Source organism: Anaerostipes sp. MSJ-23 (genome assembly GCF_018918155.1).
In the GTDB taxonomy this organism is placed as follows: Bacteria; Bacillota; Clostridia; order Lachnospirales; family Lachnospiraceae; genus Anaerostipes.
Genome location: NZ_JAHLPY010000009.1, coordinates 21,424 through 42,388, shown reverse-complemented (window position 1 = coordinate 42,388; position 20,965 = coordinate 21,424). Strand labels below are relative to the sequence as shown.

Below are 20,965 nucleotides of genomic sequence, written 5' to 3'. Positions count from 1 at the left end.
TAATATATAATAAGATAGAAGAAACACAGATTGTAATTGATGCAATCTGTGTTTCTTTTTTTGAACGATTGTTTTGATTATACTAAAATCTTATTATAGGAAAAAACTATAACGAGTCATATGGTATACGTATTGGACATTTTCATACTGATTTGGTATGATAAATTCATCAAAGGAAAACAACAAAGAAAATAACAGAGATTATTACATAGAATTTATTGGAGGATGAAACAATGGCAAAGAAAACAAGAGCAGAAAGAAATTTAAAATTTGAAACATTACAGCTTCACGTAGGACAGGAACAGGCAGATCCAGTTACTGATGCAAGAGCAGTACCAATTTATCAGACATCATCTTATGTGTTTAAAAACTGCGATCATGCAGCTGCTCGTTTTGGGCTTGCAGATGCAGGTAATATTTACGGAAGATTAACAAACCCAACAGAAGATATTTTCGAACAGAGAATTGCAGCATTGGAAGGTGGAGTTGCAGCATTAGCAGTAGCATCTGGAGCGGCAGCAATCACATATGCAATTGAAAATATTACAAAAGCAGGAGATCATGTTGTAGCAGCAAAGAATATCTATGGTGGTACATATAACTTCTTAGAACATACATTACCAGAATTCGGAATTACAACAACATTCGTTGATATCTTTAATGAAGATGAAGTAAGAAATGCTATCCAGGATAACACAAAGCTGTTATTCATTGAAACATTAGGAAATCCAAACTCTGATGTTGTAGATATTGAAAAAGCAGCAGCAATTGCACATGAACATAATATTCCATTGATTGTAGATAATACATTTGCAACACCTTACCTTGTAAGACCAATTGAACATGGTGCAGATATCGTTGTACATTCTGCAACAAAATTCATTGGTGGTCACGGAACAACCATCGGTGGTGTTATCGTTGATGGTGGTAAGTTTGACTGGGAAGCAGCTGGAAAATTCCCATCTTTAGTAGAACCAAACCCAAGCTATCATGGTGTAAGCTTTACAAAAGATGTAGGAGCAGCAGCTTTCGTTACAAAGATCAGAGCATTATTACTTCGTGATACAGGAGCAACACTTTCTCCAGTACATGCATTTATCTTCCTTCAGGGATTAGAAACTCTGTCATTAAGAGTAGAACGTCATGTGGAAAATGCATTAAAAGTAGTAGATTATCTGAAAAATCATCCATTAGTAGAAAAAGTACATCATCCATCTGTATCTGATGATCCAGAACAGCAGAGATTATACAAAAAATACTTCCCAAATGGAGGAGGATCTATCTTTACATTTGAAATTAAGGGAGATGCACAGAAAGCAAAAGATTTCATTGATCAGTTAGAGTTATTCTCATTACTTGCAAATGTAGCCGACGTAAAATCTCTTGTTATCCATCCAGCATCTACAACACATTCTCAGATGACAGAAGAAGAGCTGTTAGGTTCAGGAATCAAACCAAATACAATCCGTTTATCTATCGGAACAGAAAATATTGATGACATTATTGAAGATTTAGATGAAGCATTTAAAGCAGTACAGTAAATAATGTCGGACTGTAGTACAAAAAATGTCAGGAGAAAAAAATTATGACATTACAGCAGTTAAAATATGCGGTTTGTACAGCAGAACATAAATCTATGAACAAAGCAGCAGCAGAGCTGTTTATCTCACAGCCAAGTCTCTCCGGATCTATTAAGGATCTGGAGGAAGAGCTTGGCATGAAGATTTTTATCAGGTCTAACCGTGGAATTACCATGACGGCAGAAGGAGAAGACTTTTTAGGATATGCCAGGCAAATTTTGCAGCAGTATCAGCTCATGGAGGAAAAATTTGTAGAGAAGAAAGAATCGAAACAAAAATTTAGTGTTTCCATGCAGCATTATACATTTGCGGTACAAGCATTTATTGAGATGGCAAAAGACTTTGGAATGGAAGATTATGAGTTTGCTGTTCATGAAACCAAGACCTATGAGGTCATTGAAAATGTAAAAAACCAGAAAAGTGAAGTTGGAATTTTATATTTAAATGATTTTAATCGGAAAGTTATGGAAAAGATTTTTCATGAGAATTCTGTAGAGTTTATTGAACTGTTTCCGTGCAGCATTTATGTATTTTTGTGGAAAGGAAGTCCACTGGCACAGAAAAAACTAATAGAATTTGAAGATTTAAAAGATTATCCATGTCTTTCATTTGAACAGGGTGAAGAAAATTCTTTTTACTTTGCAGAAGAGGTTTTTAGTACCTATGAATATAAACAGATTATCAAGGTAAATGATAGGGCTACAATGTTAAATCTAATGATTGGATTGCATGGTTATACCTTATGTTCTGGGATTATCTGTAATAATCTAAATGGAAATGAATATGTGGCGATCCCACTTCATACTGATGAAAAAATGTACATTGGATATCTTAAGAAAAAAGGAATGCCGCTAAGCCGTTTAGGAGAAAAATATATTTTAGAATTGAAAAAATTTGAAAAAAACGTATTATAAAATAAATTTGTTTTCATGTATGCCATATATAGTTTATAGCGATTGAATTCACCTGAGCTTTTCCACTGATCTTCAGGTTAATATCAATCGCATTTTTTATATTATCTAGGAATTTTATTTTTTGTATTTAAAGATCACACCATGTCAAGAGGGTGTGTGATTTGTACTGCTTTGTTCTGGAAAAAAATCAAAGATTGAGATAAAATATATCATATATAGAGTTATTATTTTCATTTGGGCTGTCTTTGGAAAAGAATATGTATTTCAGGCCTGGAACAAAAGAAAATGAAAGGCAGGAAAGAAGATATGGATGCATCGGAAAAAATGAAATACCGATTGGCGGATGCAATGAAGGAATTGCTGGAGCATGAAGTGGTTGACAAGATTACGGTTAAGCAAATTGTGGATCAATGTGGAGTTACGCGTCCAACATTTTATCGGCATTTTAAAGATAAATATGATCTGATCAACTGGTATTTCGACAGACTAGCACAAAAATCTTTTAAGCAGATGGGAATTAGTCTTACGTTGAGAGAGGGTCTTGTTAGAAAGTTTGAATTTATTAAAGGAGAAGGAAAATTTTTTGCAGCAGCCTTTTCTAGTGAGAGTCAGAATTGTCTGATGGAATACGATTATGAGTGTATTTATCAATTTTATTGTGAAATTATTCACAAACAAGGAATCGAAAAAATTTCAGAGGAATTAGAATTCCTTTTAAGAATGTATTGTCGAGGATCGATTGCTATGACAGTAGAATGGGCAACAAAAGGAATGAAATTATCGCCTCAACAACTTGCAGATCGGTTAATTGAAGCGCTTCCTCCGAGGTTATATGAATTATTTAAAAATATATAAATTTTTTTTATGTTACACTTTGGATGAAGTGTAACATTTTTTACATTTCGTTTCATCTGTAACTTGTATTAGCTTTTGTACAATTTTATAATAAAAATAGTTAAAAAAATATCAAGGAATAAAAGGAGTTACAGTTATGGTAAATCGTATAGTATTAAATGAAACATCTTATCATGGAGCAGGAGCAATTAAAGAAATTGCAACAGAAGCAGCAAAAAGAGGATTTAAAAAAGCATTTGTCTGTTCAGACCCAGATCTTGTAAAATTTGGAGTAACAAAAAAAGTGACAGATGTTTTGGATGAAGCAAAGCTTGCATATGAAGTGTATTCTGAAATTAAACCAAATCCTACGATTGAAAATGTTCAAACAGGAGTAGCTGCGTTTAAGAAAGCTGAAGCAGATTACCTCATTGCAATTGGAGGGGGATCTTCTATGGATACAGCAAAGGCGATTGGAATTATTATTAACAATCCAGAATTTGAGGATGTCAGAAGTCTGGAAGGTGTTGCGGATACTAAAAAACCAAGTGTACCGATTATTGCTGTTCCAACAACGGCAGGAACTGCAGCAGAGGTTACAATTAACTATGTGATTACGGATGTGGAAAAGAAGCGTAAATTTGTTTGTGTTGATCCTCATGATATTCCTGTAATTGCAGTGATTGATCCCGAGATGATGTCTTCTATGCCAAAAGGGCTGACCGCTGCAACCGGTATGGATGCTTTAACTCATGCGATTGAGGGCTATATAACAAAAGCAGCATGGGAAATGACAGATATGTTCCACTTAAAGGCAATCGAGCTTATTTCTGACAACTTAAGAGGAGCGGTTGAAAATACAGCAGAAGGAAGAGAAGGAATGGCAATGGGACAGTATATTGCCGGAATGGGATTTTCTAATGTAGGACTTGGAATTGTTCATTCGATGGCACATGCTCTTGGAGCTGTTTATGATACACCACATGGTGTGGCAAATGCTATTTTGTTGCCAACAGTTATGGAATATAATGCAGATGCAACAGGAGATAAATATAAATATATTGCAAAAGCAATGGGAGTTGAAGGCGTTGAAGATATGAGCCAGGAAGAATATAGAAAAGCAGCAGTAGATGCAGTGAAAAAATTATCTTCAGATGTTGGAATTCCATCAGACTTAAAAGAAATTGTAAAGGAAGAAGATTTGCAATTTTTAGCAGAATCCGCATATGCAGATGCATGTGCACCAGGAAATCCAAAAGATGCAAGTGTAGAAGATATTATTAAATTGTATCAATCATTGCTGTAAATGGTATCTTTTGTATGTATATTAAAATATGATTCCATATATTGGATTATTTGAGTTTTCAGATTGACTGGACGGAGTTTCCTAAATAGGTTACAATAAGATCATGAAAAGTATGAAAGTGTCGGCAAGAGAGATTTCTCTTGCCGGCTTTTTATCACATAAAGGATTCATTGTTAAGTTATCAAATAAAATGTGAGTAAAACTTTATATTGAAAACAAAAAATAACATATTTTAATAAGGAGATTTTTATTATTATGGTTACAGGGAAAAATATTTTAGTAGTGATGCCAGTAAATGAAGAACAGAAACAACTTTTAGAGAAACAAGGAGAAGGAAATACATTCACATATACCTCTTATGATAAAGTTTCAAAAGATATGGTGGAACAGGCAAATGTGATTATTGGAAACGTAGATCCATTTTTCTTGAATTATGCAGATCAGTTGGAATGGCTTCAGTTAAACTCAGCAGGTGCTGATCCGTATGTAAAAGAAGGTGTTTTAAAAGATAATGTCTTGTTGACAAATGCGACAGGTGCTTATGGACAGAGTGTGGCAGAGCATATGTTATCTGTGCTATTTTCTATCCAGAAAAAATTGTATTTATACAGAGATAACCAAAATCAATGTCGATGGCAAGATGAAGGAAATATTTTTTCACTTCAAGGAGGAACACTTCTTGTTCTAGGACTTGGAGATATTGGTATGTATTTTGCCCGCCTGATGAAAAAGTTTGATTATCATGTCATTGGAGTTAAGAGAAGAATTGGAGAAGTTCCAGAGGGAATTGATGAAGTTCATACATTGGAAGATCTTGATGAATTGCTACCGAAAGCAGATGTTGTATTTTCTGTTCTTCCAGATTCTAAAAATACGAGAAATATTTTTAATTTGGATACATTTGAAAAAATGAAAAAAAGTGCCGTTCTTTTAAATGCGGGAAGAGGAACAGCTGTGAATACGGAAGACTTATGTCAGGCATTGATTCAAGGTAAAATTCGAGGAGCGGGTATTGACGTTACAGATCCAGAACCGTTACAGAGTCAGCACAAATTATGGAATATGCCAAATCTTGTTATTACTCCGCATATTGCAGGTGATTTCCATCATCCGGCAACTTTACCAAGAATTATTGAAATTGCAGCGGAAAATTTGAGACGATATTTTTCAGAAGAAACTTTGAATAATATTGTTGATAAAGAGACAGGAACACGTAAATAAAAAATATTAGTAATACGGCCTACAGATTTCTGTAGGCCGGTACTGTATATTGGATAAATTCTTTAGCAAATGGAGAAAAGTTTGCTCGCACCCATGCATAGTCAATTTTTGCAGGAATAAGGAAATCTGAATAGATGCCATAAACACCAAGTGCCATATATTCTTTTGCCTGATAAGAATCATTGACGGAATGTGTATATGAAACAAGACCTGCTTTTTTTAGTAAATCCATTCGGTAATCATTGATATCATCTTGTGGGTTGGTGACTCCTTCAATATGGTTTGCTTTGCAAAACTGTATCATTTTATAGAAAGATGCATCTGGTTGTTTATAAGTTGTATAAAGTACATGCTTAAATGGGTATATTTTTTCAATTGTTTGATACATTTCTTCATTGTAGACTTGGACAATAAAGCGATCAAGGAGAGATTCCTTACCAGCTTTTTTTACAGTATCTACAATGGTCGTAAAATCCTGCTGAACTTTACCTGGCTTATCGTCTTTGGAATCTGTCATCAGATAAAAATCAGGATATTTTTCCATAAGTTTTAACACATCGGAGAGTGTTGTAGGTTTATATTTTCCATAAATTTTTGTATTCAGGAATCGTTGACTGCTTACAGGTTTTCCCTTCTTTGTCAGAGGATCTGCAAGATTGGATCCCCACTTATGTTTTCCGATTACGACGCGATCAGTTGTGAGTAGCATGTCCATTTCGAAAATATGATATCCTTTACGATAGGCTTCATAAAATCCATCAACGGAATTTAGATATTTTTTTTCGTCAACGCCGCCAAGAGCATGTGCAATGCCGTGATAAGAATACCAAGGTTTTAAAGACGAATCTATTTGATTTTCCTTTCGAATTTGAGCAAGATCTCTTTTGGCTGCGGCAGTAGCTTCCCGCTGTTTTTGAATTCTTTTCTGACGTACTTCATTCTTATGGTGCAAAGTAAGACCTGTCAGGATAAGAATGATGAGGATACTAAAAAGGAAACGAAAAAATATTTTTTGTTTCATTGAGATTTGTTTGATTAAATTTTTGTAAGACATATGAAGTACCTTCTTGTAATATGTTGTCTGATTAAATGCCACTGATGGTATTATAACATAGAGCGTAAATACATACAAAACAGCACCTGTTATAAGGATTTCTTTTTTCTAAAGAACAGATATAAAAGAAAATTTATAAAAATTCCTGTAAGAACAAGGCATAGAATCATAATCGTACAATGAAAGAAAAAGACATCAGGAAGAATTTTAATAATAGGATCTGTAAATTCATCAAATAGCCAGTAATCATTTTGAAATAATATTTTATGAAAAAATGTAAAGGTGTTTTCCCAACCATTGATAGCAAAAATAATTGCAAAAGCTGTAGGCACAAAAAATGTACAGATGGAGGAAAGTATGAAAAATTTATAGTTATGTTTGGAGATTGCATTTTTGCATAAAAGCAATAGTCCAACAGCAGATATCAGGCAAAGTAACTGAAGAAAATCAAAAATATGTTTTACTTCTTCAAAGTGCAGGCGCCCTTCTTTTGACATCGGAAGAGTCAGTTTTAATGGATTTTGATGGAAAATACAATTATAATCAATGAGTGTATTGTAATTTTCAAGGATTTGTTTTTTTGAGAATCCGGAGGTGTGTTCTATTTTCAAAGTAGTAATATCATGGTAATATAAAGGGCGGAAGTTCAGTGTAAAGACAACTGAAAACGTTAAAATAAAAATAGTTAAGAAAATAGCTGCAATAATTTGTTTCATTGGCATGTCCTTTCTTTTGAAATTAAGATACGGGGCTTGTCTGTATGAAATAGTATAAAGGATAATAAAGATCGAGGGAAGGGAAAACTATGCGAAAAGAACTTGTCTGCCCACATATTTTAAAGGACGGGATTATCATTGGTTATGGTGGAAATCAGGAATGGTTTCCTGGTGAATTTCAAAGATTGGCAGGCTGTGGAAGTGTGACTGGCAGCAATATGGCAGCAATTTATGCTGCTATGGATGAAACAATGGGGGCTCTTTATGATCCAGATGGTGATGCTTGGGAGTATGGGCAATATTTAAAATTGATGGAAACAATGTATCATTATATGAGACCTGGATTTATGGGATATCCACTGATTCGGCGTTTTGCAAAAGATTTTTGTAAATATGCGAAGGACCGTGGAATTTTATTAAAGGATAAACGATTATTTTTGCCAAAAGAAAAGGGAGAATCCCTGGAATTTATTCTTGAAAGTATTAATCATAATCATCCGGTTGCTTTTCTTATTTTACGACATCCAGCAAAAGAATTTCGTGAGGATAATTGGCACTGGGTAACGATCACAGGTTATGATGAAGAGAAACATCAGTTGATCTGGTCGAATTGTGGAGAAAGGGAAGAAATTGACTGGAATCTATTATTTGACTCGAATGTAAAATATTATGTAGGAATGGTTTGTTTTACGCGTATCTAGGGAGATGAAGGTTTATGGAATCATTAATTTTTAAAAATGGAACGATTGTAGATGTAAGAAGAGAGACGTTGGTTCGTGCAGATCTTCTTATAGAAGATGGTAAAATTGCAGGAATTGGTACTTTTTCTGGTGAAAATGAAATAGATTGTACAGGAAAGTATCTTTGCCCTGGTTTTATTGATGCCCATGTTCATATAGAATCCAGTATGGCAGTTCCACTAGAATTTGCAAAAGCGGTTATGCCGTGGGGAACAACAACGGTGATTGCAGATCCCCATGAACTTGTAAATGTAAAAGGAAATGAGGCAATGGAATATATTCTGGATGCAACAGAGGATATTCCGCTCAGTGTTTATGTTATGATGCCGTCTTCGATTCCGGCAACACCGTTTGAGACAAATGGTGCTGATTTTACAGCTCAAGATATGAAACAGTGGAAAGATCATAAAAGAGTTCTTGGGCTTGGAGAAGTTATGTGTTATCCAGCAGTCCTTGCTAGAGATCCGGCAATTATGGATAAAATTGCTTTATGTAAAGATATGGTGATTGATGGACATGCGCCAGGTTTGACTGGTGATGAATTGAAATCTTATGTAGAAGCAGGGGTTATGACGGAGCATGAATGTACAACTTATGAAGAGGCAAAAGAAAAATGTCACGCAGGGATGAAGATTTTAATTCGTGAAGGAAGTGCGGCAAGAAATGTTGAAAATATTGTACCAGGTTTGATTCATGATCCGCAAGATATGAAAAACTATATGTTTTGTACGGATGATAAACATCTGGATACTATTGAAAATGAAGGGCATATTCGTTACAATGTAAAGAAGAGTATTTCTCTTGGAATGGAACCGATACAGGCTATTGCGATGGCAACTTGTCATGCGGCAGATACTTATGGACTTGACAAGGCTGGTATTCTGGAAGAGGGAAGAGATGCAGATATTGTGGTACTGGATTCTCTAGAAAATGTGGACGTTTTTGCCGTCTATAAAAAAGGAAAAAAGGTATGCAGTGAAATGTTTGATATTCCCGTACGTCCGGTAAAAGAATCTATGCTTCATACGGTTATTCTAAAAGATTTGTCAGAAGAAAAAATTCAGGTGAAAGTCAAGGGAAAGATTCCGGTGATTGGGATGATTCCAGGACAGATTGTGACACAATTTCTTACAGAAGAGGTACCATCTAAAGATGGATTTTTTATTCCGAATGAGACGTACTCGAAACTATGTGTGTTTGAACGTCACAGGAATACAGGAAATGCAGCAGCAGCTCCAATTCGAGGTTATGGAATCACAGGAGGAGCTATCGCAACATCAGTAGCCCACGATTCTCATAATATTATTGCAGCAGGAGACAATGACGAGGATATTCTTTGTGCAGCCAAAGCAATTGAGGAGATGCAGGGAGGCTATGTATTAGTCTCGGGAGGAAAAATAAAAGGCAAGCTTCCATTGCCGGTTGCAGGCCTTTTAAGCATGGAACCATCCGATAAGCTTCAAAAAAATATTGATCTTATGTTAAAGAAAGCATGGGAGATGGGAATTTCCAAGAATATTGACCCGTTTATTACATTATCTTTTATGGCATTGCCGGTAATACCAGAATTACGACTAACAGATCTTGGCCTTGTTGACGTAACAAAATTTGAATTATTAAGGAAAAAGGAAGGGTAAGGATGCGTAGAAGAAGAAACAATTATCGCAGAAGAAGAAAATGGAGAAAGGGAAGAGTATGCGGTCTGATCGCGATCTTAGCGGTGATTATCATTGCTGCATTTGTATTTGTAAGAGCTGGAAATACAAAATATGAATCTGTAAATAAAGGTCTTGGACAGTATGTAGTGAAAGCGAATGAAGGGCTTCTTGATGAAAATACAGGAAAGCAGTTTAAAAAGAATTTGTATGTTCCAAGAAAGCTTGATAAATCAAAGAAATTGATTGCATTTACTTTTGATGACGGTCCGAGAAAAGGAAATACAGAAAGAATTTTGGCAGCACTTGATAAATATAATTTCCGTGCAACATTTTTTATGCTTGGACAAAATGCAAAATTATATCCAGATACAGTAAAGAAAGTTTATAAATCTGGGAATGAAGTATCTGGCCATTCATGGAATCATCCACAGTTGACGAAATTGACGAAAGCACAGATTAAAGATCAGTATGATCGCATGAACCAGGCAATTTATGCAGCTTGTAAGAGTAAAGCAGCTTCTTTCCGTCCACCATATGGAGCAGTAAATGAAAATGTAAAACAGGTTGTTGATAAGCCACTGATCTTATGGAGTGTTGATACACTGGATTGGAAAACATTAAATACAAATGCAACGGTAAATGCAATCCTTAAAAATGCAAAGGATGGAGACATTATTTTAATGCATGATATTCATGCACCAACAGTTGCAGCGGTAGAAAAAGTTCTTCCAAAATTAAAGAAAGAAGGATTTGAAGTTTGCACGGTATCAGAGCTTTTAGAAGCCAAAGGTGTAAAAGTTAAAAAGGGTGATAAAGTATTTAGTGCAACAGATATTATTCATGATACTCATAAATAGAGATATACATAAAAAGAATCGCAGAAAGCGATTCTTTTTTTATTTCATAGAAAATTGTCATTAAAGCGACCTGCTGCAGGAGGAGAATCCTGTAAAACATGATTCTTTCTTAAGCATATAAAATATAGTATAATATTTCCAAATACAGTTTACGGCAGATAGTCAAGATGAATTTGAGTTCAGGAGGGAATTTTATGAAGAAACAATGGTGGCATGACAAGATAGCATATCAGATTTATCCAAAGAGTTTTTATGATACAAATGGAGATGGAATTGGTGATATTAAAGGTATTATAAAAAAGCTCCCATATCTTCAAAAGCTTGGGATTGATATTTTGTGGATATCACCAATGTTTCGGTCTCCAATGGTGGATAATGGATATGATATTTCTGATTACTATGCAATTGATCCGATGTTTGGAACAATGGAGGATATGGATCAATTGATTGTACAAGCAAAGGAAAGAGGAATTTCTATTTTAATGGATTTGGTTGTAAATCATTGCTCGAGTGAACATCCATGGTTTCGTGAAGCAATGAAAGATCCGGATGGGCCATATGGTTCTTATTTTTATATAAAAGATGGAAAGAATGGAAAGGCACCGACAAACTGGAGATCATATTTTGGTGGAAGTGTCTGGGAAAAAGTACCTGGTTATGATAATAAATTTTATTTACATTCTTTTGCAAAAGAGCAACCAGATTTGAACTGGGAAAATAAAGAAGTTCGAGAAAAGATTTATGAAATGATTTGCTGGTGGATGGAAAAAGGTCTTGGTGGTTTTCGTATTGATGCAATTATGAATATAAAGAAGGATCTCACTTGGTCAGATCTTCCAGCAGATGGGCCAGATGGGCTTGCAGATGTTTATAAAATAACTGGAAAAGTAACGGGCATTGGAGATTTTTTGATGGAAATGAAACATCGTTGTTTTGATCCATACGATGGGCTTGCAATCGGAGAGGCAATGTTTGTAAAAGAAGATATTTTAAAAAATTTTATTGGAGATGACGGATATTTTTCAACGATCTTTGCTTTTGAACCGTGTCATGCGTACCGTAAGGGAAAGAATTATAAGGAGTATCTTTGGCCGCAACCATTTGATGACTGGAGAAAAGAAACTTTCCACAATCAGAAGTTAATTGAAAGTACAGGGTTTGAGGCGAATATTATAGAAAATCATGATCAGCCAAGAGGAGCTAGTTTATTTATTCCAGAAGAAGATTATGGATTTTATAGTGTATCGGCACTTGCGATGATTATGATCTGCCAGAGAGGTCTTCCATTTTTATATCAAGGACAGGAAATTGGTATGTCTAATCGAAAATGGAAGCTTGATGAATTTAATGATTTGGAAACATTAAATCAATATGAGATTGCGGTAAAATCCGGAATCAGTGAAGAAAATGCACTTTCGATCGTAGGGCATCACAGTAGAGATAATGCCAGAACTCCGATGCAATGGAGTCATGAAATGAATGCTGGATTTAGTGATGGGACACCATGGATGCCAGTTAATGAGAATTATAGAACGGTGAATGTAGAAGATGAAGAAAAAGAATATGGTTCTATTCTTAATTTTTACCGACGTCTGATTGCATTTCGTAAGTCAGAAGAATATCGAGAAGTATTAACTTATGGAAAATTTCATCCTATTTATGAGACGCAGGATCATATTTTTGCTTATGAACGTATCAACGAAAAGAAAAGGCTGGCTCTGATCTGCAATTTCAGCTGCCAGCCTTCAGAGGTCGAGTTAAAAGAGAATTATGAAAATGTTGTATTTGTTAATTATGAACAAACAACAATGCAAGGAAAGAAACTAATTTTAAAACCGTATGAGGCCGTGGTTTTGGAAGAATCATTATAAAATAATTTTGTATAAAGCAGCAGCAATTTTGTCTAATTGGCTTAGATCAATAGAAGAATAGTTGATCACATAGGTATTATTAAATTGCTGCTGTTTTTGTTCTTTCATATTATATTTAGATAGAGGAGCCAATTTGATTCCATTTGATTTCGCATTCGATATGATTTCTTCTTCTGATTTTTTTGTTCGGATATGAATCAGAAAATGAACGCCTGCTTCTTCTTCACGAATGGTAATATATTTTCCTAGTGGGTTTTGACGGAAAATAGATAAAATTGCATCTCGTTTGTGTTGGTAATAATTGCGCAGCCGGTTAATATGTTTTTCAAAACTGCCGCTTTCCATAAAACGAGCAAGGGCATATTGTTCAAAGTTTGATACTGTACAGGAATAGAAGGAAAGTCTTTCATAAAATCGTTCGGTTAGTGCATTTGGCAAAACCATATAGCTAATACGGACAGTAGAGGATAAAGTCTTTGTGAAAGTATTCATATAAATGATTTTATCGGATACATCAATGCTCTGCAATGTTGGTATCGGTTTCCCGCTAAGGCGTAGTTCACTGTCATAGTCATCTTCAATAATATACCGATTTTCGTTTTTACAGGCCCATCCAAGCAGTTCATATCTACGACTGACAGGAGTGACGATTCCAGTTGGAAAATGGTGTGAAGGCGATAGATGGATAATATCAACATGTTCTTGTTCCAGAGAATTTATTGGGACTCCATCTTCATCAATATCAATAATTTTATAAGAAATTTTCATACTATCATAAATTCTTGCGATCTTTGGATATCCTGGATTTTCTACTCCATATATTTTATCATTTCCAAGAAGTTGAATGAGGAGACCATATAAATATTCGGTTCCGGCACCAATGATAATTTGTTCTGGTTTTATAATCATACCGCGAAAGTCATGTAAATAGTTTGCAATACTTTCGCGCAATTCCATAACGCCGCCACAGGGTGGGTTGATCATCAGCTGTGTTTGGTTTTCATTTAAAATTTCACGCATAGTTCTCGCCCAGATTGTAAAGGGAAAGATCTGGCTGTCTGTTTGATTGCTTGTAAAATCAGCAAGATAAGAAGTAGTTCCGCCAGTCAGTATCAGATGATCCTTTTGGACGGCCTTTTCCGAAAAATCGATGTCTTTCAGATCGGATACGTAAAATCCACGTTTGGGAATAGAATAAATAAAACCTTCTGCCATCAGTTGTTCATAAGCATTTTCAACAGTAATAACGCTTATACCCAGATTTTTTGCAAAAGTTCGTTTTGATGGAAGTTTTTCTCCAATTTGGATTGTTCCATGTAAAATGTCATTTTTGATACATTTGTAAAGGTATTCATAAAGGGAATCTGACCCTTTTTTTGTAAAATTATAAGTTAGCAATGTTTGTTTTTTCTCCAATCTGACCTTACTGAATATATTTATTTTGAGGATTTTAGAAAGGTCACGGAATCATTATAATCATTGGCATAACATATGTAAAGTAATGAATACAAAAGAAAAACCAATGGAGGAATTAGATAAATGACAGAAAGATATGAGTTAAACAAAGAGCTGGCACAGATGTTAAAAGGTGGAGTTATTATGGATGTTACAACACCAGAACAGGCAGAGATTGCACAGGAAGCAGGAGCATGTGCAGTTATGGCATTGGAAAGAATTCCAGCAGATATTCGTGCAGCAGGTGGTGTTTCTCGTATGAGTGACCCGAAAATGATCAAAGGAATTCAAGAGGCAGTATCTATTCCAGTAATGGCCAAATGTAGAATTGGACATTTTGCAGAGGCGCAGGTATTAGAAGCAATCGAGATTGATTACATTGATGAGAGTGAAGTATTATCACCAGCGGATGATGTGTATCATATCAATAAAAGAAATTTTAAAGTTCCGTTTGTATGTGGAGCAAAAGATCTTGGAGAAGCGTTAAGAAGAATTAATGAAGGTGCATCTATGATTCGTACCAAAGGAGAACCAGGAACTGGCGATATTGTGCAAGCTGTTCGTCATATGAGAAAAATGAATCATGAAATCGCAGAATTAAAAAGCATGAGAGAAGATGAATTATTTGAAGCTGCAAAACAATTAAGAGTTCCATATGATCTTGTTGTATATGTGCATGAAAATGGAAAACTTCCAGTTGTTAATTTTGCAGCAGGAGGAGTTGCAACACCTGCAGATGCAGCTTTGATGATGCAGCTTGGAGCGGAAGGTGTTTTTGTTGGATCTGGTATTTTCAAATCAGGAAATCCAAAGAAGAGAGCTTCTGCAATTGTACAGGCAGTAACAAATTATACAGATGCAAAGAGAATTGCAAAACTGTCAGAAGATCTTGGAGAAGCTATGGTTGGAATTAATGAACAAGAAATTGAACTTTTAATGGCAGAAAGAGGAAAATAAGATGAAAAAAATTGGCGTTCTGGCATTGCAAGGAGCATTTATTGAACATGAAAAAATGCTTGAAAAACTTGGGGCTTCTTGTGTAGAACTTAGAAATAAAGAAGATTTAAAGCAGGATCTTGACGGGCTTGTCCTTCCTGGAGGGGAAAGTACTGTGCAGGGGAAATTATTAAAAGAACTTGAAATGGATCAGGAATTAAAAGAACGGATTGAAAATGGAACACCAGTACTTGGTACCTGTGCTGGAATGATTTTGCTGGCATCTGATATTGAAAATCAGAGCCAGCAATATTTCGGAACTATTCCAATGTGTGTAAAAAGAAATGCTTATGGAAGACAACTTGGAAGTTTCCATACAACAGATCATGTGAAAGGAATTGGAGAGGTTCCAATGACCTTCATCCGTGCACCTTATGTGGATTATGTCGGAGAAGGTGTCAAGGTGCTAGCGGAAGTTGAAGGGAAAATCGTCGGTGTCCAGTACAAAAAACAGCTAGCATTTGCATTTCATCCGGAATTGGATAATGATAAGGCGATTCATCAGAAATTTTTGGAACTCATCTGATAATAACGGGCATAAATGCCATTTTGTTGAATCAGTTGTTCATGAGTGCCACGCTCCTGAATGGTATGGTTATCAATAACAAGAATTTCATCCGCATTTTGTATGGTTGATAGTCTGTGTGCAATGGTAATCGTTGTACGATTTTCGGACAATGCTTCTAGGCTCTTTTGGATGTAGCGTTCGCTTTCATTGTCAAGAGCACTGGTTGCTTCATCAAGAATCAGGATAGGTGGATTTTTTAAGAAGACCCTGGCAATGGAAATACGTTGCTTTTGCCCTCCGGATAATCTTGTTCCACGCTCTCCGACAAAGCTATCATATCCATCTGGAAGTTCCATGATAAAGTCGTGGATATTTGCCTTTTTTGCAGCAGAAATAATCTCTTCCATGGAGGCGTTAGGTTTTCCGTAAGCAATATTTTCTTTGATTGTACCGCCAAAGAGATAAACGTCTTGTTGAACAATTCCAATAGAATCTCTGAGGCTTTCCAAACGAATATCTTTGATATTCTGACCGCCAATAGTAATGGTACCTCCTGTGAGATCATAAAATCTTGGAAGCAAAGAACAAATGGTTGTTTTTCCTCCACCAGATGGTCCAACAAGAGCGATAGATTTTCCGGAAGGAATCGTAAAATTAATATGATTTAATACGATTTCGTTGCCTTCATAACTGAAAGAAACATCGTGGTAATCAATATCACCGCAAGGGTTTTTGATGGAAACAGCATGTTTGGAATTTTGAATTTCAGGTTCTGTTTCGATAATATCAAGGAAACGGCGGAAACCAGATAATCCCTTTTGCATCATTTCTGTCAGTTCTACAAGAATTTGAATAGGACTGATAAAAATACCAATATACAGGGCATACATGGTAAGATCTTCGGGAGTCATTTGGCCAAGGGCGATAAAAATACCGCCAGCAGTTAAAGTTACAAGATACATCATTCCTTGAAAGAAAGTATTGCCACCTTGAAAAGTGCCCATGGCATGGTAGTTATCTTTTTTTGAAACGAGAAACGCTTCATTTCCCTTATGAAATTTTCGACGTTCAATATCTTCATTTGCAAAAGATTGGACAATACGGATTCCAGCCAGTGAGTCTTGAAGGGTGGCATTTACTGCACCAATCTTTCGGCGATTATCTAGAAAGGTTGCTTGCATTCTTTGATTTTGGCGAGCACTAAATAAAATCATAATGATTACGACAATACCAAGAATGAGAGCCAGACGCCATTGAATGATAAAAAGGAAGACAAAGGAACCAACAATTTTGACAACTGAAATAAATAAGTTTTCCGGTCCATGGTGAGCAAATTCGGAAATATCAAATAAATCAGATACTAAGCGGCTCATCATTTGACCGGTATTATTTTTATCATAATATGAAAAAGAAAGTTTTTCATAATGTTCAAACAATTCTTTTCGCATATCGCGTTCCATCTGAGCGCCCATGATATGTCCCTGACAGCTAACATAATATTTACATAATGCTTGCAATACATAGCAGACGAATAAAATAATACTGATAAAAACTAAAGAATGCAGAATAACGTTAGAATTTCTGTGAAATAAGGTTTTCGCCAGACTCCTTAAGATTTGTGGATAGGCGAGGTCTACAAGGCTGATAAAAGCAGCACAAAAAAGATCAAAGAAAAAGACCTTTTTATAGGGTCGATAGTAACGAATAAATTTTTGAAATATACTCATAAAATAAAACTCCTATCTAAATTTTCTTTTTACATTATAGTTCAAAATGTGTCGAGAAACAATTTAAATGAGAACTTTTTTCATTAAAAACCAAGATAAGCATTGATTTTTTTATGGAAGACCGAAGAAAATATATTTGTAATATTGCCGCTTAGAAAAGCAGCGATTACGGTTCCAATTCCAACAGATGGCATTCCAGGAAGAAGGAAAAAGGATGCTAAGGCAGAACCAGCGGTAAATAAGACTTCCAGACAGACTCTGACAGAGCCAAAACTACAATCACATTTTGCTGCAATGCTTTTTACAAGACCTTCCATTGGCATTACGGCAAAACCGGAACTAATTGTAAAGGATACTCCGATGGAAAGAATCGCGCAGGCAAAAATGGAAAGAAAAATTTTTGCTATCATGCTGTGGGGTTCAATAAAAAATAACCCATATGATGTAAATTCAATAAATAAAGAATATGAAAAAGTAAGGCACAATTGAATGATCTGCATTTTTCCAAATTGTTGGAGAATCATTGCTTCTAAAATCAAAAAGCTTGTATTTATCAGGAAGTTAAATAGAGCATAGCTGTGAAATGGACTTAAATAAGTCAAAGTCAGAGCCATTGTGCAGCTTGGAGCAACTCCAAGTGCGGCTTTTAGAAACAGATTCGAACCTATAGACATAATGAATAGGCCAGCAATATAAAATAAAATTCGGTGATAAAAGAAAGTATTTTTTTTCATATGCGATCTCTCCTTTCTAATATTTTTTATAAATGATCGTATCTTTTTTTCTTTGTGATTTTTATTATAGGAAGGGACAGAAAGAAAGACAATTCCACTTTTATTCTTATATATTCTATATGGGAATATATTCTTGCCAAGAGAAAAAATCCACTTTATACTGTAGGAAGAAACAAAAGAGGAAAAAAGAAATGGAAATACAACAATTATATTATTATATGGAGTTATGTAAACAGAAAAATTTTACAGAAGCTGGCTATGCCTGCAATATGACGCAAGGTGCTTTGTCAAAACAGATTAGGAAATTAGAAAATGAACTTGGGACTACGCTAATTCGTCGTAATACAAGACATTTTGAACTGTCCAGAGAAGGAGAAATATTTCTGGAGTATGCGAGAAAAATGACAGAGGTTTATGAGGATATGCTTCAAAAGGTGCAGAAAAATCGAGAAATAAGAATTGGATGTATGCCGGTTCTGGCTCCATATCATTTTGCAGCGGTTGTTGCAGATTTTCATGAAAAATATCCAGATATTACGCTTGTACTGGAAGAAAAAAAGGCAAGAGATATTATGAATCATGCAGAATCTTATGATTTTATGATTTTACGGGAATCGACGATTAAAGATGGAAAAAAATATCGTTTTTATCCATTATATGATGAACGTTTATGTGCGGTTGTTTATGATAAACATCCGCTTGCAAATAGAAAAAGGATTCACCTGAAAGAACTTGCAGGTGAACCCTTTATTTTCCCAGTTCAGGGAAGCGGAAGTTATGAAATGTTTTATAAAAGCTGTGAAAAAGCAGGATTCACCCCAAAGATTGCTTTTGAGTTTCCACAAGCAAATACGATTATGAGTTTTATTAGTGAACAGGTTGGGGTGACGATTACATTTCCAAAAGTATATGAAGAAGCAAAATGCACTGGAATCTGTATGATTCCGCTTCAAGACGAATTCCACTATCCAATTTCCATTATTTATAGAAAAAATCAATCCCTTGACTATGCTCAGAGGGTTTTTCTTGAATTTATCAGAAAGTATGTTCAGTGTAGTTAAAATTGTAGCTTACGATATCGATTAAAACAGAAAAAGATTTCTTGTTTTCGTGGCATAGCGAGTCCATTTTTTAAATCTTTTCCATTTTGCAGAAAGCCAAGACCTTTTATGTTGAGTAGGTTAAGCATTTCCTGTACGATCTGTTGGAGATCTTTTTTTCCGTCCATCAAATGTGTTTGTGCATAAAGAAGAATATGGGCAAGAGCTGCGGTTTGTTCACGATCAGCCAGCTGTTCTACGTATCTTAAATCTACTATTTCTTTATTGATTGAAAAAGAATCTTTTCCTGTAACCTTTAATTTTATTCGTCGATCTTTTTGCAAAGATGGATCTGGATAAAAACAACGATGGAAAGCAGGAATTTTTGGTTGTTCTTTTGGTATGGAGATAGAAGGAAATTCACAAGCTATTTGTTTTGCCATTTTTGTAATATCTTTTGGAATATAATTTTCCATCTGAATGATCTGATCTGCCATATGGAAATAAGAACCGCAGCTTCCGGCAACCAAAATGGAAGAAATTCCACAGTTTGTATAAAGATAGCGAATCCGCTCAATAAAAGGAGTAATTGGTTCTTGATTTCTTAAAACGACTTTCTGCATCAATTCATCACGAATCATAAAGTTTGTTGCACTTGTATCTTCATCGATTAGAAATAACGAAGTATTTGATTCCATCGCTTCTATTGTATTGGCAGCTTGCGAAGTACTTCCACTGGCATCATCTGTACAAAAAGAAAAGGTGTCTTTTCCATTTGGAAGGTGATTGATAAATAGGGAAATGTCGGTATTTTTAATGCTTCGTCCATCTTCTGCGCGGAGTTTTACTGCAGAGGAATCGGTAATGACATATTCTCTTCCATCTCCGTAAATATGATTATAAACACCTAATTCCAAAGCTTTTAGTAAGGTTGATTTTCCATGATAACCTCCGCCAACGATGAGTGTAACTCCTTTTGGAATTCCCATTCCACGAATTGTCCCATAGTGTGGGAGATGCATTGTAATTTCAAAAGCTGTTGGAGATTGGAAAGGAATGGCACTTTTTAATGGCTTTTGGGAGATACCGCTTTCTCGTGGCAGGATTGCACCATTATTTACAAAGGCAGTAAGATTTCGTTTGACTAGTTCCTGGCGAATAAAGTACTGATCATCGGATAGATCAATGCAGTTTTTCAGAGCTTTTTTGTTCATATTTTTATAAAATAAAGCAGATTGTGTGAATTTTGGAATAAAATCAAATAAGATTTTTTCAAGTTCTCTAGCCTGGACGCGACGTCCGTTGGCAGGAAAACCAATTTCCAGACAGGCAATAACGGCTCCGCTTTTTGAATCTATATGTAAGGCTGTTCGTTCTAAAATTTCCTGGCCGCATCGGCTTGTGCCAATCAGACCACTTTTTCCGGATCCTTTTGCTTGAAAATTATATTTTTCCACATTTTTGGAAAGAAGGCGCAGAAGATAATCTTCCAGCGCAATTTTGCGCCAGGATGTATCATAATATTCTCTTGGGAATTCAGCAATTTTCCCGTCAATTTCAATATTGACATGGGAAGGAGATGCAAAAGGATCTCCTTGTACATGGTGAATATTTAATTTATAATCATGAAAATCATAGAGACCTTTCAAGCTTTTATAGGCTGGATATCCTTTCTGATCAATATTTTTTAATAAACTTCTTAGAGAAGATGATGGTTTCATAATGACTCCTTTCAGTAACAAATGTATCTATCT

Annotated in this window: 18 protein-coding genes; 12 read left to right on the top strand and 6 right to left on the bottom strand. The window is 35.3% G+C overall.

Going from position 1 to position 20,965, the window contains the following annotated elements; translation table 11 throughout:
* Nucleotides 1-233 precede the first annotated feature (233 nt).
* From KQI71_RS07400 to KQI71_RS07380, 5 genes are all read left to right on the top strand, one after another.
* The gene (locus KQI71_RS07400; protein ID WP_216435280.1) at nt 234-1,541 is read left to right on the top strand and encodes an O-acetylhomoserine aminocarboxypropyltransferase/cysteine synthase family protein; all 1,308 of its coding nucleotides are present in this window, start codon (nt 234-236) and stop codon (nt 1,539-1,541) included.
* Between the two features lie 44 nt (nt 1,542-1,585).
* Nucleotides 1,586-2,494, top strand: a complete 909-nt coding sequence (locus KQI71_RS07395; protein ID WP_216435279.1) for a LysR family transcriptional regulator — start codon at nt 1,586-1,588, stop codon at nt 2,492-2,494.
* Nucleotides 2,495-2,800: 306 nt separating this feature from the next.
* Nucleotides 2,801-3,349: a TetR/AcrR family transcriptional regulator C-terminal domain-containing protein gene (locus KQI71_RS07390; RefSeq protein WP_216435278.1), complete on the top strand. Its 549-nt coding sequence runs from the start codon at nt 2,801-2,803 to the stop codon at nt 3,347-3,349.
* A 136-nt stretch (nt 3,350-3,485) separates the two neighbouring features.
* The gene (gene fucO / locus KQI71_RS07385) at nt 3,486-4,634 is read left to right on the top strand and encodes a lactaldehyde reductase (protein ID WP_216435277.1); all 1,149 of its coding nucleotides are present in this window, start codon (nt 3,486-3,488) and stop codon (nt 4,632-4,634) included.
* A gap of 255 nt (nt 4,635-4,889) precedes the next feature.
* Nucleotides 4,890-5,855, top strand: coding sequence for a D-2-hydroxyacid dehydrogenase (locus tag KQI71_RS07380; RefSeq protein WP_216435276.1), 966 nt, complete (start codon nt 4,890-4,892; stop codon nt 5,853-5,855).
* 19 nt (nt 5,856-5,874) lie between these two features.
* Here KQI71_RS07380 and KQI71_RS07375 read toward each other — a convergent pair whose 3' ends face one another.
* Nucleotides 5,875-6,909 carry a phosphatidylinositol-specific phospholipase C/glycerophosphodiester phosphodiesterase family protein gene (locus KQI71_RS07375; RefSeq protein ID WP_216435275.1) on the bottom strand — a complete coding sequence of 345 codons (1,035 nt, stop codon included), beginning with the start codon at nt 6,907-6,909 and terminating at the stop codon, nt 5,875-5,877.
* A gap of 89 nt (nt 6,910-6,998) precedes the next feature.
* A complete protein-coding gene (locus KQI71_RS07370; protein ID WP_216435274.1) occupies nt 6,999-7,625 on the bottom strand; it encodes a TIGR01906 family membrane protein in 627 nt (208 codons plus the stop codon).
* Nucleotides 7,626-7,714: 89 nt separating this feature from the next.
* Between KQI71_RS07370 and KQI71_RS07365 the strand changes: the two genes are divergently transcribed.
* The 4 genes from KQI71_RS07365 (at nt 7,715) to KQI71_RS07350 (ending at nt 12,751) form a co-directional block, all read left to right on the top strand.
* Nucleotides 7,715-8,326: a C39 family peptidase gene (locus tag KQI71_RS07365; protein WP_216435273.1), complete on the top strand. Its 612-nt coding sequence runs from the start codon at nt 7,715-7,717 to the stop codon at nt 8,324-8,326.
* A gap of 14 nt (nt 8,327-8,340) precedes the next feature.
* Nucleotides 8,341-10,002 (top strand): adenine deaminase, encoded by a 1,662-nt coding sequence (gene ade, locus KQI71_RS07360; protein WP_216435272.1) that lies wholly within the window; start codon nt 8,341-8,343, stop codon nt 10,000-10,002.
* Between the two features lie 2 nt (nt 10,003-10,004).
* A complete protein-coding gene (locus KQI71_RS07355; protein WP_216435271.1) occupies nt 10,005-10,880 on the top strand; it encodes a polysaccharide deacetylase family protein in 876 nt (291 codons plus the stop codon).
* Between the two features lie 194 nt (nt 10,881-11,074).
* A complete protein-coding gene (locus KQI71_RS07350) occupies nt 11,075-12,751 on the top strand; it encodes a glycoside hydrolase family 13 protein (RefSeq protein WP_216435270.1) in 1,677 nt (558 codons plus the stop codon).
* Here the strand turns inward: KQI71_RS07350 and pdxR are convergent.
* On the bottom strand, nt 12,746-14,185 hold the full coding sequence (pdxR, locus tag KQI71_RS07345; RefSeq protein ID WP_216435320.1) for a MocR-like pyridoxine biosynthesis transcription factor PdxR: 1,440 nt from the start codon (nt 14,183-14,185) through the stop codon (nt 12,746-12,748). The two genes, KQI71_RS07350 and pdxR, sit on opposite strands and share 6 nt — an antisense overlap.
* A gap of 105 nt (nt 14,186-14,290) precedes the next feature.
* Here pdxR and pdxS point away from each other — a divergent pair, with 105 nt between their 5' ends.
* Together pdxS and pdxT are read left to right on the top strand one after the other, a co-directional pair.
* A complete protein-coding gene (gene pdxS / locus KQI71_RS07340; protein ID WP_216435269.1) occupies nt 14,291-15,163 on the top strand; it encodes a pyridoxal 5'-phosphate synthase lyase subunit PdxS in 873 nt (290 codons plus the stop codon).
* 1 nt (nt 15,164) lies between these two features.
* Nucleotides 15,165-15,728, top strand: coding sequence for a pyridoxal 5'-phosphate synthase glutaminase subunit PdxT (gene pdxT / locus KQI71_RS07335; RefSeq protein ID WP_216435268.1), 564 nt, complete (start codon nt 15,165-15,167; stop codon nt 15,726-15,728).
* On the opposite strand, the gene KQI71_RS07330 is transcribed toward pdxT, so the two are convergent.
* Both KQI71_RS07330 and KQI71_RS07325 read right to left on the bottom strand, forming a co-directional pair.
* Nucleotides 15,704-17,437 (bottom strand): ABC transporter ATP-binding protein, encoded by a 1,734-nt coding sequence (locus KQI71_RS07330; protein ID WP_216435267.1) that lies wholly within the window; start codon nt 17,435-17,437, stop codon nt 15,704-15,706. The genes pdxT and KQI71_RS07330 overlap by 25 nt on opposite strands.
* 83 nt (nt 17,438-17,520) lie before the next feature.
* Complete coding sequence (locus tag KQI71_RS07325; protein ID WP_216435266.1) at nt 17,521-18,171, bottom strand: YczE/YyaS/YitT family protein; 651 nt, start codon at nt 18,169-18,171, stop codon at nt 17,521-17,523.
* A 191-nt stretch (nt 18,172-18,362) separates the two neighbouring features.
* Between KQI71_RS07325 and KQI71_RS07320 the strand changes: the two genes are divergently transcribed.
* Nucleotides 18,363-19,232 carry a LysR family transcriptional regulator gene (locus KQI71_RS07320; protein WP_216435265.1) on the top strand — a complete coding sequence of 290 codons (870 nt, stop codon included), beginning with the start codon at nt 18,363-18,365 and terminating at the stop codon, nt 19,230-19,232.
* Here KQI71_RS07320 and KQI71_RS07315 read toward each other — a convergent pair.
* Nucleotides 19,229-20,932: an ABC-ATPase domain-containing protein gene (locus tag KQI71_RS07315; RefSeq protein WP_216435264.1), complete on the bottom strand. Its 1,704-nt coding sequence runs from the start codon at nt 20,930-20,932 to the stop codon at nt 19,229-19,231. The two genes, KQI71_RS07320 and KQI71_RS07315, sit on opposite strands and share 4 nt — an antisense overlap.
* Between the last annotated feature and the right edge of the window lie 33 nt (nt 20,933-20,965).

What these genes read in the sequence shown, in the direction of transcription:
- KQI71_RS07400 (WP_216435280.1), top strand. Translation starts at nt 234, where the DNA reads ATGGCAAAGAAAACAAGAGCAGAAAGAAATTTAAAATTTGAAACATTA.
- KQI71_RS07395 (WP_216435279.1), top strand. Translation starts at nt 1,586, where the DNA reads ATGACATTACAGCAGTTAAAATATGCGGTTTGTACAGCAGAACATAAA.
- KQI71_RS07390 (WP_216435278.1), top strand. Translation starts at nt 2,801, where the DNA reads ATGGATGCATCGGAAAAAATGAAATACCGATTGGCGGATGCAATGAAG.
- fucO (WP_216435277.1), top strand. Translation starts at nt 3,486, where the DNA reads ATGGTAAATCGTATAGTATTAAATGAAACATCTTATCATGGAGCAGGA.
- KQI71_RS07380 (WP_216435276.1), top strand. Translation starts at nt 4,890, where the DNA reads ATGGTTACAGGGAAAAATATTTTAGTAGTGATGCCAGTAAATGAAGAA.
- KQI71_RS07375 (WP_216435275.1), bottom strand. Translation starts at nt 6,909, where the DNA reads ATGTCTTACAAAAATTTAATCAAACAAATCTCAATGAAACAAAAAATA.
- KQI71_RS07370 (WP_216435274.1), bottom strand. Translation starts at nt 7,625, where the DNA reads ATGAAACAAATTATTGCAGCTATTTTCTTAACTATTTTTATTTTAACG.
- KQI71_RS07365 (WP_216435273.1), top strand. Translation starts at nt 7,715, where the DNA reads ATGCGAAAAGAACTTGTCTGCCCACATATTTTAAAGGACGGGATTATC.
- ade (WP_216435272.1), top strand. Translation starts at nt 8,341, where the DNA reads ATGGAATCATTAATTTTTAAAAATGGAACGATTGTAGATGTAAGAAGA.
- KQI71_RS07355 (WP_216435271.1), top strand. Translation starts at nt 10,005, where the DNA reads ATGCGTAGAAGAAGAAACAATTATCGCAGAAGAAGAAAATGGAGAAAG.
- KQI71_RS07350 (WP_216435270.1), top strand. Translation starts at nt 11,075, where the DNA reads ATGAAGAAACAATGGTGGCATGACAAGATAGCATATCAGATTTATCCA.
- pdxS (WP_216435269.1), top strand. Translation starts at nt 14,291, where the DNA reads ATGACAGAAAGATATGAGTTAAACAAAGAGCTGGCACAGATGTTAAAA.
- pdxT (WP_216435268.1), top strand. Translation starts at nt 15,165, where the DNA reads ATGAAAAAAATTGGCGTTCTGGCATTGCAAGGAGCATTTATTGAACAT.
- KQI71_RS07330 (WP_216435267.1), bottom strand. Translation starts at nt 17,437, where the DNA reads ATGAGTATATTTCAAAAATTTATTCGTTACTATCGACCCTATAAAAAG.
- KQI71_RS07325 (WP_216435266.1), bottom strand. Translation starts at nt 18,171, where the DNA reads ATGAAAAAAAATACTTTCTTTTATCACCGAATTTTATTTTATATTGCT.
- KQI71_RS07320 (WP_216435265.1), top strand. Translation starts at nt 18,363, where the DNA reads ATGGAAATACAACAATTATATTATTATATGGAGTTATGTAAACAGAAA.
- KQI71_RS07315 (WP_216435264.1), bottom strand. Translation starts at nt 20,932, where the DNA reads ATGAAACCATCATCTTCTCTAAGAAGTTTATTAAAAAATATTGATCAG.